The organism is Nonomuraea helvata (genome assembly GCF_039535785.1).
Taxonomy (GTDB): Bacteria; Actinomycetota; Actinomycetes; order Streptosporangiales; family Streptosporangiaceae; genus Nonomuraea; species Nonomuraea helvata.
The window spans coordinates 3,009,436-3,024,300 of record NZ_BAAAXV010000001.1 but is presented as its reverse complement, the minus strand read 5'-3'; the positions used below and the strand labels follow the sequence as shown (position 1 = coordinate 3,024,300).

12 protein-coding genes are annotated in these 14,865 nt (G+C 69.1%); 7 read left to right on the top strand and 5 right to left on the bottom strand.

Annotation, left to right across the window (positions count from 1 at the left end):
* Window positions 1–14: 14 nt before the first annotated feature.
* Both ABD830_RS13990 and ABD830_RS13985 read right to left on the bottom strand, forming a co-directional pair.
* Window positions 15–728, bottom strand: a complete 714-nt coding sequence (locus tag ABD830_RS13990; RefSeq protein WP_344987180.1) for a DUF4344 domain-containing metallopeptidase — start codon at window positions 726–728, stop codon at window positions 15–17.
* 135 nt (window positions 729–863) lie between these two features.
* Window positions 864–1,598 (bottom strand): hypothetical protein, encoded by a 735-nt coding sequence (locus tag ABD830_RS13985; protein WP_344987178.1) that lies wholly within the window; start codon window positions 1,596–1,598, stop codon window positions 864–866.
* Between the two features lie 188 nt (window positions 1,599–1,786).
* Between ABD830_RS13985 and ABD830_RS13980 the strand changes: the two genes are divergently transcribed.
* Window positions 1,787–2,665, top strand: coding sequence for a sugar kinase (locus ABD830_RS13980; protein WP_344987177.1), 879 nt, complete (start codon window positions 1,787–1,789; stop codon window positions 2,663–2,665).
* Window positions 2,666–2,740: 75 nt separating this feature from the next.
* Here the strand turns inward: ABD830_RS13980 and ABD830_RS13975 are convergent, their stop codons facing one another.
* Window positions 2,741–5,998 (bottom strand): discoidin domain-containing protein, encoded by a 3,258-nt coding sequence (locus ABD830_RS13975; RefSeq protein ID WP_344987176.1) that lies wholly within the window; start codon window positions 5,996–5,998, stop codon window positions 2,741–2,743.
* A gap of 239 nt (window positions 5,999–6,237) precedes the next feature.
* On the opposite strand from ABD830_RS13975, the gene ABD830_RS13970 reads away from it, so the two are divergent.
* The 5 genes from ABD830_RS13970 (at window position 6,238) to ABD830_RS13950 (ending at window position 11,989) form a co-directional block, all read left to right on the top strand.
* Window positions 6,238–7,227 carry a LacI family DNA-binding transcriptional regulator gene (locus ABD830_RS13970; RefSeq protein ID WP_344987175.1) on the top strand — a complete coding sequence of 330 codons (990 nt, stop codon included), beginning with the start codon at window positions 6,238–6,240 and terminating at the stop codon, window positions 7,225–7,227.
* Between the two features lie 93 nt (window positions 7,228–7,320).
* On the top strand, window positions 7,321–8,670 hold the full coding sequence (locus ABD830_RS13965; protein WP_344987174.1) for an ABC transporter substrate-binding protein: 1,350 nt from the start codon (window positions 7,321–7,323) through the stop codon (window positions 8,668–8,670).
* Window positions 8,671–8,674: 4 nt separating this feature from the next.
* Window positions 8,675–9,541 (top strand): carbohydrate ABC transporter permease, encoded by an 867-nt coding sequence (locus ABD830_RS13960; protein ID WP_344987172.1) that lies wholly within the window; start codon window positions 8,675–8,677, stop codon window positions 9,539–9,541.
* Window positions 9,538–10,470: a carbohydrate ABC transporter permease gene (locus tag ABD830_RS13955; RefSeq protein WP_344987171.1), complete on the top strand. Its 933-nt coding sequence runs from the start codon at window positions 9,538–9,540 to the stop codon at window positions 10,468–10,470. The genes ABD830_RS13960 and ABD830_RS13955 overlap by 4 nt, the downstream gene beginning before the upstream one ends.
* Window positions 10,471–10,474: 4 nt before the next feature.
* Window positions 10,475–11,989, top strand: a complete 1,515-nt coding sequence (locus ABD830_RS13950) for a glycoside hydrolase family 13 protein (RefSeq protein ID WP_344987170.1) — start codon at window positions 10,475–10,477, stop codon at window positions 11,987–11,989.
* A gap of 81 nt (window positions 11,990–12,070) precedes the next feature.
* On the opposite strand, the gene ABD830_RS13945 is transcribed toward ABD830_RS13950, so the two are convergent.
* On the bottom strand, window positions 12,071–12,943 hold the full coding sequence (locus ABD830_RS13945) for a LysR family transcriptional regulator (RefSeq protein WP_344987169.1): 873 nt from the start codon (window positions 12,941–12,943) through the stop codon (window positions 12,071–12,073).
* Window positions 12,944–13,071: 128 nt separating this feature from the next.
* A complete protein-coding gene (locus tag ABD830_RS13940) occupies window positions 13,072–14,043 on the bottom strand; it encodes an alpha/beta fold hydrolase (RefSeq protein WP_344987168.1) in 972 nt (323 codons plus the stop codon).
* 62 nt (window positions 14,044–14,105) lie between these two features.
* On the opposite strand from ABD830_RS13940, the gene ABD830_RS13935 reads away from it, so the two are divergent.
* Window positions 14,106–14,864, top strand: a complete 759-nt coding sequence (locus ABD830_RS13935) for an SDR family NAD(P)-dependent oxidoreductase (RefSeq protein ID WP_344987167.1) — start codon at window positions 14,106–14,108, stop codon at window positions 14,862–14,864.
* Window position 14,865: the final 1 nt, after the last annotated feature.

Sequence of the window (14,865 nt, the reverse complement as noted above, 5' to 3'; positions counted from 1 at the left end):
TCGGACGCTACCCGCTATGTGCCTGCTTTCACGGCCATGGAACCGATGGCGGACCTGACCCGGTTGTACTCGTCCGTGCACGAAGGCGCCCGCTCGGGCGGCACCCATCCGCCCTTGGCGATGCGGCGGTACTTGCCGGGGTCGGCGCCGTACAGCAGGCAGGAGAACGTGGCGGACTCGTCCGGCCCCGGCAGCCCCTCGATGCCGGTGTGGCCGGCGAGCAGGTGACGGGCCTCGGCGGCGGCCACCACGCGCTCGGGCGCGTCGGCGGGGAGCGTCAGCGCCGCGAACTGGTCGGCCTGCGCGTCGCTGTCGGGCAGGCCGTTGAGCGTGGTCAGGGCGTGGCCGAGCTCGTGGTGGAAGAGCACGGACAGCGCCGCCTCGACGCGGGCGGAGCTGGTGCCGGTGTCGGACTCCTCGGTCTCGGAGATGCCGTCCAGTACGCGCCGGGCATGGTCGACCAGCTGGTAGCAGATGGTGATCCGGCGCTCCGCGTGGTCCCAGGTGGCCCCGGGCGGCTCCGCCGCGTCGCAGTCACGCGCGACCACCTTGACCGGCGCGGGCAGCCGGATCCCGGTCTCCAGCGCGCCGCTGTCCTTGAGCAGCTTCCTGGCCTGTTCGGCCCGGGAGGAGCCCGGCTGTTCGTAGCTCACCGACAGCTCCGGCGAGGGGGCCGCTCCCAGCGTGCTCGTCATGCTCAGGACGAGGGTGATGAGGGGAAGCGGCATGCGGGGGCTCCTTCGGGGGTCGGTCGGCGCAATGCGACAGTCCATGCGCGGGATGGGAGATCGCTAAACCTGCATGCCGGTTCGGGAAAGCCGAAGGCCCGGCTCCCTGAGGGAGCCGGGCCTTCGTGTTATGGACTAGCGACGCCACCAGGGGCCGTAGACCCGCACGTAGTCCGTGCGGCTCGTGGCACCCTGCAGGTCGTCGTCGCCGGCGAAGACAGCCCTGAACGTGCCGCTCTTGTAGGCGCGCGTCGAGGCGTAGAACTTACCGCCCCACCTGGTGTTGGCGGAGGCGACCCACTTCCAGCCGCTGGAGCCGTTCGCGCGGAAGAAGACGTTCACCCTCTCGCCGCGAACGCCCTCCCAGCCCTCGTCGTCAACCTGGAGACGGCCGGAGAACTCGATCCTCTTGCCCTTGCGGATCTTGTACGGGTCGGCGCTGAAGCTCGTGATGCGCGTCGCGGCCTTGCCCTTCTCGAGCTCGACCGAGAAGTACGCCGTGTCCTTGGCGATCTCCTTGCCGGCGCTGTCGAAGGCCACGGCGGTGGCGCTCCACTTACCAGTGGCATCCCCATCGGTGAAGCCGACGGCGAAGCGCCAGCCCTCGAGGTCCCTGACGTCCTTGGCGCGCAGCGTGCGGACGCTGTCGGGCGCCACGCTGAGCTCGACCTTCTTGACGTCGGAGCTGGCCCCGATGTCGAAGTAGGCGGTCGTCTCGGCTCCGGCCTTGACCACGACCGGGTTGGGCGTGATGTCCCGGATCTTGAGCTGCGTGTCGGCCTTGGTGGCAGCCGAGGCGGCCCCCGCGCCCGACAGCAGCATGGCTCCACCGACAATGGCGGAGGCGATACCCAGTGCGATCTTTCTCATGAGGGTGCTGATTCCTCTCCCCGTATTGACTCGGAGCCGGCTCGGGGCGGCCGGCTCCCCGTACTACTTTGAGCCATGTGATGGGGGAAAGGTTGGCTAAAATTTGAAAAAATATTTGATCACGGCGTTATCCAGCGGTTATGGGCGAAAATCCATCCAGAACCACACGATCAAGTACAGTCTGGCCCATGACCGACGTCTACACGCTCGGCGAGTCCCTCGGCGTCGTATCCAGTGGCCGGGTCCGCCATGAGAGCGAGGCCCGGCTGGACGTGTGCGGCCCCGAGTTCACGCTGGCCGTCGCGCTGGCCCGACTCGGACACCGATCCGCGTACCTGGGCAAAGTGGGCGACGACGAGCTGGGCGCCAGGGTGCTCACCGCGCTCAAGGGCGAGGGCGTGGACGTCGCGGACATGCGTGTGTCCGAAGGGCTGCGTACGGGACTGATCCTCAGGGAGATCCGCGTCGGCCGCGAACTGAGAGTGACGCAGTACCGCGCCGGCTCGGCCGGCTCGCGGCTCGCGCCGGGCAATGTGCCCATCGACCGGATCGCCGCGTCGAAGATGCTCCACGTCACCGGTCTCACGGCCGGCCTCGGCCGGGACACACTCGAGGCGGTGCGCACCGCCGTGAGTGCCGCGAGGAACGCCGACGTGATGATCTCCTTCTCCGTCGACTACGTCCCCGAGCTGTGGCCGTCCGTACGCGAGGCCGAGGACGTGCTCAGCGAGCTGGCCTGCGCCTCGCACCTGCTCTTCCTCCGCCAGGACGAGCTCGACCTGGTCAAGCCCGCGCTCACGCCGGAGCGCGAGGTCGTGGTGGACCGCGGCGCGAAGGGCGCGAGCGTGCGCGCCGACCGGATGCGGTACGACGTCCCGGGCTGGCAGGTCCCCATCGTGGACACGGCGGGCGCGGGGGAGGCGTTCGCGGCCGGCTACATCAGCGCCGCCCTCGACGGCCTCATCCCCCAGGAACGCCTGCACCGCGGGGCGCTGCTGAGCGCCGCCGCGGTGACCAGCGTGAGTGACTGGCAGGGGCTGCCCACCAGGAATGAGCTCTCCTCATAGGAAGCCTGCTCGCCCGGTCCGCCGCACCTCTCTCGTGCCGCCGTCGAGGCCGTAGCGGCAGTCCGAGCAGGTTTCCTATGAGGAGTTCGTGGTCAGGGTGAAGGTCGAGGTCGTGTTCTTGATGTTCTGGTAGTTGTTGCCGAACCTCAGGTTGTCGATCGTGGCCGACCCGACGGCCGGGCCCTGCCCCGGCTCGGGCAGCTCGTTGACCCAGATGCCGAACCCGGACTTGGCGTCGAAGGCGTCGCCGATCTTCTGCGCACCGCTGATCGACACGTTCGTCAGGACCGTGTCCTTGACCGGGTTCAGCGGCGCGCCGCCGGAGTAGCCGGTCTGGAACATGATCCCGCTGTACGTCGGGTCCACGATGTCCAGGTTGTTGACGCGGATCCCCTGGAACACCTTGGAGGAGGAGAACAGCCACAGCGCCGGGAACGTCTGCTGCCCCCAGAAGTGCCCGCCGGCCCGGACCAGCGAGATGTTGTCGAACGTCGTCGGCGGGCTCGCGCCGAACCCGTTCATCGGGATCCCGAAGTCCAGCGAGCTGATCGTGACGCCCGGGTAGGTCAGCGTGTCCGCGACGTAGATGTTCCTGAACGTGTTGTCGTAGCCGCCGTACACGGCCACGCCCGAGGCCCGCCAGGTGAGCAGCGAGGTCAGGTTCTCGAAGACGTTGCCGGTCTGCTCGCCGGGGTTGTTGTCGGTGGCCGAGAACAGCGCGAAGCTGTCGTCGCCGGTGGCCCTGGCCTCGACGTTCGTGACGTGGTTGCCGGTGCTGCCGTTGGTCATGTTCAGGCCGTCGGCGAACAGGTTGCGGATCCGCGAGTTCCTGATCGTGATGTTGTCCGTGTTCGAGCCCCAGTACAGGCACACCTGGTGCTCGGCCCAGACGTTGTCGATCGTCATGTCGGCCACGTTCGAGAAGTCGAACACCTTGCCGGGGCCGTCGATGCGCGAGGTGTAGTTGCCGAAGTAGGCGAAGTTCGCGAACGTCGAGCCGTTGGCCGAGGCCTCCGTGCGGAAGCCCACGTCGGTGTTCTCCTGCCCGCTGGGGGAGCGGAACCGGGTGAACCAGGGGCCGGCGCCGACGATCTTGACGGGCTTGCCGTACACCTGGAACTTGCCGGAGGTCTGGTAGTCGCCCTGGGGCAGGTAGACGCCGGCCAGGCCGGTGTCCTGGCGGGCCTTGTCGAGCGCGTTCTGGACGTCCTGCTGGGTGAATCCGGCCGGTACGGCGTACTTCGCCGGGTCCGGGTTGGCGATCGGGGTCGCCTGCTCGAAGTCCACGAAGTCGATCGCGTACGTCTGGCCGTTGGCCGCGTCCTTCTGCAGCCTGATCTTGCTGCCCTTCGGCACGGTGGTGCCGAGCAGCACGTTCGCCTCGTCGTAGATGTGCCTGGGCGGGCCCGAGCCGGGGGAGTTGCCCGGCCCGGCCTCGGGGCCGTAGAGCCAGGCGTAGCGGGAGGTCAGGTTGACGGCCTTGAGGAACGTGCCGTTCACGTAGATGTCGAGGGTCGAGTCGAGACCGCCGCCGCCCGCGGCGTCGGGCATGGAGAAGCGGGTGACCAGGGTGTTCGTGTCCGCCCTGGTGGTGAACTCGACGTACGCGCCGGTCTGGTTGAGCGTCACCGCGCGCCGCCCGGAGGCCTCGCCGGCGATCGTGCCGATCTCCCTGCTCGGGCCGACGCGGGCCGCGCCGCCGCCGATCACGGCGTCCTCGGCCTCGTAGGTGTCGTACGGCATGTTCGCGCCGCGGCCGACGAAGAGGGGCGACTCGCTGGTGTTGTTGGCGCGCTTGACCGGCAGCTCGTTGGGGTCGTCGGCGAGCACGGTCTTGACCGTGTATTTGCCGTTGGCCGCCGTCCAGGGGCCCAGGCTGACCGGGCTCGTGGTGGCGCCCGGAGCGATGGCGCCGGCGGCCGAGCCGGTCAGCGTCTTGACGACGGTGCCCGAGTCGTTGGTCACGGTGAGCGTGATGCCGTGGGAGCCGCCGCCGGCGGCGACCGTGCCCTGGTTCTTGATCGCCACGGAGAACGTCACCGTGTTGCCCGCGGCGGGGTTGCCGGGCGTCCACGCGACGGAGGAGGCGATCAGGTCGGCCGTGTCGACCGGCTTCACGGTCAGCGTGCCGGTGGCGGTGTTGTTCGCCTCGTTCAGTTCGATGACCTTGTTGTCCTCGTCCACCTTGGCGGAGAGCTGGTAGGTCCCGGCGTCCCTGGTCCCGATATTTGTGGACACAGTGGTCGACGCCCCTGCGGCCAGCGCACCCACGCCCGCGCTGCCGACCTTGGTCGTGCCCGCGTAGAAGGTCACGGAGGTGGCGGCCGAGCCGGCGGTCCCGGCGTTCCTGACCGTGGCGGAGAGCGTGACCGCGTCGGTCTCGACCGGCGCGGCCGGGCTCGACGTGAGGTTGCCCGCCGTCAGGTCGGGGTTGGCCGACGGCGTGCCGAAGATCTGGAACTCGGCCACCTGCCCGCCCGGGGCGCCGGAGTTGGCGGTGATCTGCAGCCGGACGTCGGCGACCTTGGCGGTGACCGGGATGGTCACCGAGTTCCCCGTGACCGGGTCGAAGGTGTACGTGGCCGAGGAGACGAGGTTGGTGAAGCCGGTGGCGCTCTGCTCACGGCCGAGGACCTGGATGCTCTGGGTGCGCCTCGCCCAGGCCGGGTCGAGGTTGAGCTTGAGCGTGATCGACGTCAGGTCGGCGTTGCCGCCGAGCTGCACGGTGAGGGTGTTGGGGTAGGCGGCGCCTTCCCAGTAGGTCTGGGGGTTGTCGTCGTTGGCGTTGGCGGCCACGTACGTGTGGGTGTGCGAGGACTCGGTGATCGGCTTGCCGACGGCCAGGTTGGCGCCCGGGTTCTCCGTCGCGCCGCCCCACACCTCGAACTCCGAGAGCTGGCCCGCCGGCCAGCCGGTGTTCGCGGTGATCTGCAGCCGGACGTAGCGGGCGGTCGTGGCGGCGAAGGTGATCGTCGCGGTCGGGTTGAACGTGTAGGTCGCCGAGGCGACGATCGTGCTGAAGCCGGAGCCGTTCGTGCTGCCCTGGACGGTCAGCGTCTGCGTACGGCTCGGCCAGCCGGACGGCAGCTTGAGCACGAGCTTGTTGATGCTCGCGCCGGCACCGAGATCGACCTGGACCCACTGCGGAAGGGCGTTGTTGGCCGACTCCCAGTACGTGGCCTGGTTGCCGTCGGTGACGTTGGCAGCGGTGTAGACGTCGGTGAAGCTGCTGGCAGTGGCGGCCTTGCCGGCGGCGAGGTTGGTGTCGGCCGCGTACGCGGGCGTGGCCAGGAGTCCGACGAGTAACGAAAGGGCGGCTAACAGTGCTCTCATGGGGGTGGCCCTTCGGGTAAGGCGGGTTGGCCGAACCATAGGATGTCGAGCAGATGACCGCAATATTTCGACGACATTGCGCAAGCAATTGACTGACCAGGATTGTGGGACGAGGCGTCTCTCTGCTGGTCAGGAAGTGCCCGGGTGCAGGAAGTTCGCCGTGAAGGCCGCGCAAGGCCCGACGTCCTGTCCACGTAAGCCGTTGCAAGCGTTTGCGTCGAAGGCCGTATAGTTTGCGCATGACGCGACGACTCGCAGAGGTGGCCAAGAAGGTCGGGGTGAGCGAGGCGACCGTGAGCCGTGTGCTCAACGGCAAGCCCGGGGTGTCCGACGCGACCCGCGAGGCGGTGCTGACCGCTCTCGACGTGCTCGGCTACGAGCGCCCGACGCAGCTGCGCGGCGACCGGGCCCGGCTGGTCGGCCTCGTCCTCCCCGAGCTGCAGAACCCGATCTTCCCCGCCTTCGCGGAGGTGGTCGGCGGGGCGCTGGCCCAGCAGGGGTTCACCTCGGTGCTCTGCACCCGCACGGTCGGTGGCGTCTCCGAGGCCGACTACGTGGATCTGCTGCTCCAGCAGCAGGTCAGCGGCGTCGTCTTCGCCGGCGGCCTGTACGCCCAGGCCGACGCCTCGCACGGGCACTACGAGCTGCTGCACGAGCGCAAGCTGCCCACCGTGCTGGTGAACGCGGCCGTCCGGCACCTCGACTTCCCGCAGGTCTCCTGCGACGACGCGGTGGCCGCCGAGATGGCCCTGGCCCACCTGCGCGCGCTCGGCCACGAGCGGGTCGGCATGGTGCTCGGGCCCAAGGACCACATGCCGTCGCGGCGCAAGCTGGAGACGTTCCAGGCGGAGGGCGGGGACCCCGAGCTGGTCGAGCACACCATGTTCTCGCTGGAGGGCGGGCACGCGGCCGCCGCCCGGCTGGTCAAGCGGGGGGTGACCGGCGTCATCTGTGCCAGCGACCTGCTCGCGCTCGGCACCATCAGGGCGACCCGCCGCGCCGGCCTCGCCGTGCCCGGGGACATCTCGGTCATCGGCTTCGACGACTCCGCGCTGATGAACTGCACCGAGCCGCCGCTGACCACCGTCCGCCAGCCCATCGACGCCATGGGCCGGGCCGCCGTGGACCTGCTGGTCGCGCAGATCGACAAGGCGGTGGTGCCGGCGGACGAGCTCCTCTTCGAGCCGGAGCTCGTGGTCCGCTCCTCCACTGCCCGCGCCCGGACGTGATCTAGTCGTTATCTTGCAATAGTCAGTCGAAATATTGCGCGCTTCGGTCCGCGATCCTATGGTGTGGGCACCTCGCATCAGAAGGGTCAGACCATGCGGAGATCCACCGGACTCTTGCTCGTATCCGTGCTCGGCATCTCGGCCACAGCCTGTGGCTCAGGCGAGCCCGCCACCCCGTCGGCGGGCGGTGCCAAGGCCGTGACGATCACGGTGGCGTGCCAGCCCGCCAGGTCCGCGCCGAAGGAACGGCAGGCCTGGGACGACGACGTGGCCGCGTTCATGAAGGCGCACCCCGGCGTGACGGTCAAGAGCACCGACCAGCAGCCGTGCTTCGACCCCAAGACGTTCGGCCCCAAGCTGGCCGGCGGCCAGATGGAGACCGTCTTCGTGGTCCCGGTGACCAACTACGCCGACGTCATCGCCCAGGGCCAGGCGCTCGACATCACGCAGTACACCGGCGCCGTCAAGAACTGGAACGACCTGCGCGCCGACGTCCGCGAGCTGGTCACCAAGGACGGCAAGGTGTACGGCGTGCCGAACGTCCACTACAGCGTCGGCCTGGTCTACAACCGCGCCCTGTTCACCAAGGCCGGACTCGACCCGAACACCCCGCCCAAGACGTGGGCCGAGGTCCGCGAGGCGGCCAAGAAGATCGCCGCGCTCGGCCCCGGCTACGTCGGCTACGGCGAGTACTCCGGCGGCAACACCGGCGGCTGGCACTTCACCCAGGCCATCTACGGCCGCGGCGGCGCCATCCTGACCCCCGACAACAAGAAGGCCGCGTTCAACTCGCCCGAGGGCAAGGCCGTGCTGCAGAACCTGCACGACATGCGCTGGGTGGACAACAGCATGGGCAACAAGCTCCTGGTCGGCTGGGAGTCGCTGATGATGGCGATGGGCAGCGGCAAGGTCGGCATGATGCTGGGCGCGCCCGACGTGGTCACCGACGTGGTCAACAAGTTCAAGGGCAACGTCGCCGACTACGGCATCACCGGCTTCCCCGAGGCCAAGGCGTCGCTGAGCGGCGGCGAGGCGTTCATGGTCAACCCGAAGGCCACCCCTGAGGAGGCCAAGGCGGCCCTGGAGTGGGTCGACTTCCGCTTCAACACGGTCGGCAAGGGTCGCTTCGACTTCGCCCGCGGCAAGGCCAACGGCAACCCGGTCGGCGTGCCCGACAACGACGTCTACGGCGACTCGGCCACCGGCAAGGCCATCCAGGCCGACCGGGTGAAGAACGCCTCGCTGCCGGTCCAGAACTACGACCCGTACGTGCAGGCCGCCGCGACCGTCCCGCCGAAGGCCGAGCCGGTCCACGCGCAGGAGCTGTACGCCATCCTCGACGTGGTCATGTCGGGCGTGCTGAGCCGCAAGGACGCCGGCATCGACCAGCTCCTGGCCGACGCCGAGACCAAGGCCGACGCCATGCTGGCGGCCAAGGGCTGACCTTATGGGGATCTTGAGGCGCAATCTGACGGCCTACGGGTTCCTCTGCGCGGCGCTGTTCTGCTTCACGGTGTTCGCCTGGTATCCGATGGTCAGGGAGTTCATCCTGAGCTTCCAGAAGACCGACCTGATCAACCCGCCCACCTGGGTGGGGCTGGACAACTTCAAGGCGGCCGTCCAGGACCCGGCCTTCGGCGAGGCCTGGCTGAACACCGTGGAGTTCACGCTGCTCGCGCTGCTGTGCGGCTATGCCGTGCCGTTCGTCGTCGCGCTCGTGCTCAACGAGCTGCGTCACGCCCGGGCCTACCTGCGGTTCGTGGTCTACCTGCCGGTCATGCTGCCGCCGATCGTGGCGGTGCTGCTGTTCAGGTGGTTCTACGATCCCGGGCCCGGGCTGTTCAACCAGGTCCTGGACTTCCTCCACCTGCCGCCGCTGGCGTGGCTGGACTCGTCGTCGACCGCCCTGATCTCCCTCGTTCTCGTCTCGACCTGGATGAACATGGGCAGCGCGACGCTCATCTACCTGGCGGCGCTGCAGAACATCGCGCCCGAGCTGTACGAGGCCGCCGAACTGGACGGGGCCGGGATCTTCAAGCGGATCAGGCACGTCACGATCCCGCAGACCCGGTTGATCCTGCTGCTCATGCTGATGCTGCAGATCGTGGCGACCATGCAGGTGTTCATCGAGCCGTACATGCTGACCGGCGGCGGCCCGGAGAACGCCACGGTCTCCGTCGCGTACCTGATGTACCAGTTCGCCTTCTCGCAGATGAACTACGGCCAGGCGGGCGCGCTCGGCATGCTGCTCATGCTCGCGCTCCTCGTCTTCGCGGCCATCCAGCTCAGGACGACCCGTGAGGACAGAGCATGATCGCCGTTGGCGCGCGTTCCGCTACTGGACGGCGGCGGGAGACGAAGAGGTCGCCGAAACCGATCCAGGTGCAGTTCCGCACGATCGTCTCGCCGCACCAGCTCAACAGCAAGTGGGGCAGGCGGATCTACTGGCTCGTGCTCGTCGCGGTCATCGTGACCTTCACCCTGGCCTTCGTCTTCCCGCTCTACTGGATGATCACCGGCGCCATGAAGACGCCGGAGGAGATCGCCCAGATGCCGCCGACGCTCGTCCCCGCCGACCCGACGCTGGGTGCGTTCTTCGAGGCGTGGGACCTGTTCGACATCGGCACGCTGCTGGCGAACACCGCGTACTACGCGCTGGGCGCCTGGCTGTTCTCCATGGCGGTGGACGTCACGGCGGCGTACGCGCTGTCGAAGCTCCGCCCGATGTTCGGCAACGTGATCCTCGGCGCGATGCTGGCCACGCTGATGATCCCGCCGATGGTCATCCTCATCCCGCTCTACGTCACGATCGTGGACCTGGGGCTGCTCAACAATGCCTGGGGCCTGTGGTTCCCCGCGGCGGCGAACGGCTTCAACATCTTCCTGCTCAAGCGGTTCTTCGACTCCATCCCGCGGGAGCTGATCGAGGCGGCGCAGATCGACGGCGCGGGCCCGCTGAGGGTGCTGTGGTCGGTCGTGCTGCCGGTCTCCAGGCCGATCCTGGGCGTGGTCTCCATCTTCACGATCGTCACCGCGTTCAAGGACTTCGTCCTGCCGCTGCTGGTCATGACCGACAGCGACAAGATGACGATCAGCGTGGGCCTGTCGCAGACGGCCGGAGCGGTGACCCAGAACCAGGTCATGGGCGGCCTGGTCATCGCCGGCATCCCCATGATCATCGTCTTCTTCATCTTCCAACGGCACATCATGGCGGGGCTCACCGCCGGAAGCATCAAGGGATAAGCGCATGTCGCAAACGTGGTGGCGGGGGGCCGCGATCTACCAGGTCTACCTGCGTAGCTTCGCCGACGGGAACGGTGACGGCGTCGGCGACCTCGCCGGCCTGCGCTCCCGCCTGCCGTACCTGAAGGATCTCGGGATCGACGCCATGTGGCTGAACCCGTGGTATCCGTCGCCGATGGCCGACGGCGGCTACGACGTGGCCGACTACCGCGGCATCGAGCCGGTCTTCGGCACGCTCGCCGAGGCGGAGCGGTTCATCGAGGAGGCGCACGACCTCGGCATCAGGGTCATCATCGACGTGGTGCCGAACCACAGCTCCACGGAGAGTGCCTGGTTCAAGGAGGCACTGGCGGACCCGGCCGCCAGGGACCGCTTCTGGTTCAGCGACGAGCCGCTCAACGACTGGCAGTCGATCTTCGGCGGCCCGGCCTGGACGCAGGTGCCGGACGGCCAGTGGTACCTGCACCTGTTCGCTCCGGAACAACCGGATTTCAACTGGGGCAATCCGGAGGTCCACCAGGAGTTCGAGGACGTGCTGCGCTTCTGGCTCGACCGGGGCGTGGACGGCGTGCGCATCGACTCCGCGGCCCTGCTGATCAAGTCGGACACGGGTTACGAAGACCTCGACGAGGTCCACGACGTCTACCGTCGGTGGCGCGAGGTGGCCGACGAGTACGGCGAGCGCATCCTGATCGGGGAGGTCTGGCTCCCCGACCAGGAGCGTTTCGCGCGTTACCTCCGCCCCGACGAGCTCCACACGGCCTTCAACTTCGACTTCCTGTCCTGCCCGTGGGATCCGGCGGAACTGCGCAGGGTCATCGACCTGACCCTCGCCACCCACACGCCCATCGGCGCCCCTCCGACGTGGGTCCTGTCGAACCACGACGTGACGCGCCCGGTCACCCGGTACGGTCGCGAGGACACCGCGTTCGAGCACGGAGGCCGGCTCCACGGCACCCCGTCCGACCTGGAGCTGGGCTACCGCCGCGCGCGGGCCGCGGCCCTGCTCGCCATGGCGCTCCCCGGCTCGGTCTACGTCTACCAGGGCGAGGAGCTGGGCCTGCCGGAGGTGGAGGACCTTCCGGACGAGCTCCGCCAGGACCCGATGTACGCCCGGTCGGGCGGGACGAACCCGGGCAGGGACGGCTGCCGCATCCCGCTGCCGTGGTCCGGCGACGAGCCCCCGTTCGGCTTCGGCACGGGCACGCCGTGGCTGCCGCAGCCGGAGAGCTGGCGCAAGCTGACGGCCGAGGCGCAGCGTACGGACCTGGGCTCGATGCTCAACCTCTACCGCGACGCCCTGCGCCTGCGCCGTGACCTGCTGGGGGACGGCACCCTGACCTGGCTGCCGCTGGGTGGCGAGGTCCTGGCCTTCACCCGCGACTCGGGCCTGACCTGCGTCACCAACCTGAGCACCGACCCGGTGGCGCTACCCGCGGGACGGCTCCTCCTGGCCAGCGGCGCGCTGGAGGAGGGGGCCCTTCCCACCGACACCACGGCCTGGCTCACGCGGGACTGACCGCAGCGCGACCAGCCCGGCGACGGCATCCGCGAGGCAGAGCCACGCGAACCAGTCGCCGGGATGGTCGACATGGATCGCTCAGACAGCGCACATGCAGGTCACGAACACCTCCACCAGCGTCCGCACGGCCGGCCGCCGGTCGCTCCGCCGCCAGACGATGGCGAGCCTGCTCGGCGGCAGACCCGCCACCGGCCTGCTCACGACGTCGTCGCGCCGGTAGAGCTCGGCGTTCCCGGCCGAGACCAGCACCACGGCCCGCCCCGACGCGACCAGCTCGAACGCCTCCTCGGCCGTCTCCGCCTCCGCCCCCACGACCGCCGGCTTCGACCGCTGGTCGCCGGCGAGCCAGAAGTCCCGCATGGGCCCGGCCGAGGCCGGCATCGCCACGAACGGCTCCTCCGTCAGATCGGAGAGCGTGACCTCGGGGCGGGTGGCCAGCGGATGGCTCGCGGACAGCGCCACCCAGCGCTCCTCCGTGCTCACCACCGTCCACTCGTACTCGCCGGTGTCGGGTACGGGCAGCCACGCGACGGCCACGTCGACCTGCCCGTCACCCAGCCCCACGGTGGGGTCGTGCCACGGCACCTGCCGGAAGCGCAGCTCCCAGCAGGGCAGTGCGGACGAGATGGACGGCACGAGCCCGCGCCCGATCCGCGTCTGGAACCCGACGACCAGCGTCCGGTCCTCGCGCGCCGCCGCGACCGCCCGCTGCGCGCTCTCCCACTGCTCGACGATCCGCCGGGCCTCGGGCAGCAGCGCCGCCCCCGCCGCCGTCAACGTCACGGTACGGTGGTCGCGCTCGAACAGTCTGGCTCGCAGGCTGAGCTCCAGCTGCCTGATCTGCCTGCTCAACGAGGGCTGCGAGATGAACAGCCGGTCGGCCGCCGCCCGGGTGAAGCTCAGCTCCTCGGCGACGACCACGAATCTTCTGAGCGCCTCTATGGAAGTCATCGAGCTGTTCCTTTGCATGATCGCTAAAGAGAACGGAGCGACGGGAAGACCTGGCCGCACTGTGGACAACCCGTGACAGCCGGACTTCCATCCCAAGGACATCGACAGAGTGAGCGCCTCGGACGGGTTCAGGCGGCCGGCAGAGAGGCGAGCCAGTCGGTCAGGAGCCGGTTGACCTCATGGGGACGTTCCTGCTGGATCCAGTGGCCCGCTCCCTCGAGGATGTGGGAGGAGACCAGGCCCGGCAGGGTAGTGGGGTAGACGTCGATGGCGCCGGCCAGCCAGGTGGCGGAAGCATCGCGGGCGCCGCCGATGAACAGGGACGGCTGAGTGATGGGGGCCGCCTCCCAGGGGGCGAGGTCCTCCCAGTCCCGGTCCATGTTCCGGTAGCGGTTGAGCGCCGCGCTCATGCCGGTCCGCTCGAACTCGGCGGCGTAGACGTCCAGGTCGTCCGGGCTGAGCCAGGACGGCAGCGGGCCGCTGGGGAACCGGTCGCGGAGCGTGCCGCCGTCGGCCACGAAAAGGGGGTGGGGCAGGCCGGGAGCGGGCATGGTGTCGGCCGAGAGCGCGGCGTAGATGCCGGCCAGCCAGCCGCGGACATCCGGTTCGATCTCGGCCTCGGCGCGACCGGGCTCCTGGAAGTAGCTGACGTAGAACTCCTCCTCGCCGCCCATCTGGGCGAAGGACTCGCTGGGCCGGCGCCCGCCCCGGGGAGTGTAGGGCACGCTCAGCAGGCCGACGGCGGTGAAGACCTCGGGCCGTACCAGGGCGCTGTTGGCGGCGATGGGCGCGCCCCAGTCGTGACCGATGATGGTCGCGCTCTCCTCGCCCAGGGCGTGCACCACCGCGACGTTGTCCTCGACCAGTTCCAGCATCCGGTAGGCCGCGATCGCCTCCGGCTTGGACGAGCGGCCGTACCCGCGCACGTCCAGCGCCACTGCCCGGTATCCGGCGGCGGCCAGCACCGGTAGCTGGTGACGCCAGGAGTACCAGGACTCGGGGAATCCGTGCACCAGCAGCACGAGCGGGCCGGCCCCCTGCTCGACCAGATGGATCCGGCCCGCCGGGGAAGACACCATCCGGTGTGTCTGTGTATCCATAGCAAAAAGCTATAACAGCGGGTCTTGGACGGGTGGGAGAGTCGCGCCCCACGATGGAGCGCATGAGAGATCTGTCAGGAAAGACCGCATTGGTAACCGGAGCCTCGCGCGGCATCGGACGGGCCATCGCCGAGCGCCTGGCCGCCGGCGGGGCCCGGGTGATCGTTCACTACGCCAGGAACGACGACCTGGCCAAGGAGACGGTGGCCGCCATCGAGGGCGCGGGCGGGCAGGCGTACGCGGTGAAGGCCGCGTTCGAGGACGGCGTGGACGCGCTGTTCGAGGGCATCGCGGGGGAGCGGCTGGACATCCTGGTCAACAACGCCGCCATCCTGGGCGGCGTGCTGGGCACGGTGAGCGAGGAGCAGTTCGACCGGGTCTTCGCCGTGAACGTGCGGGCGCCGTACTTCATCATCGAGCGCGCCCTCCCACTGCTCAACGACGGCGGCCGGATCATCAACATCTCCTCCGCCGTCGTCCGCATCGCCCTCCCCGACCTCGTCTACTCGATGACCAAGGGAGCTCTCGACACGCTGGGCTTCAGCCTGGCCCCTCTCCTCGGCGAGCGGAACATCACCGTGAACACCGTCTCCCCAGGGGTCACGCGGACGGACATGAACGCCTGGCTGCGCGCGGACGACGGCACCGGCGAGCGTTCGGTCACCGAGGTCACGGCGCTGGGCCGCATCGGCCGTCCCGAGGACATCGCGGACGCCGTGGCGCTGATCGCGAGCGAGGAGTCCCGGTGGATCACCGGTCACGTCCTGGACGTCACCGGTGGCTACTTCCTCGGCCCGCGCGGCGGCGTGATCCCGGTCTGAC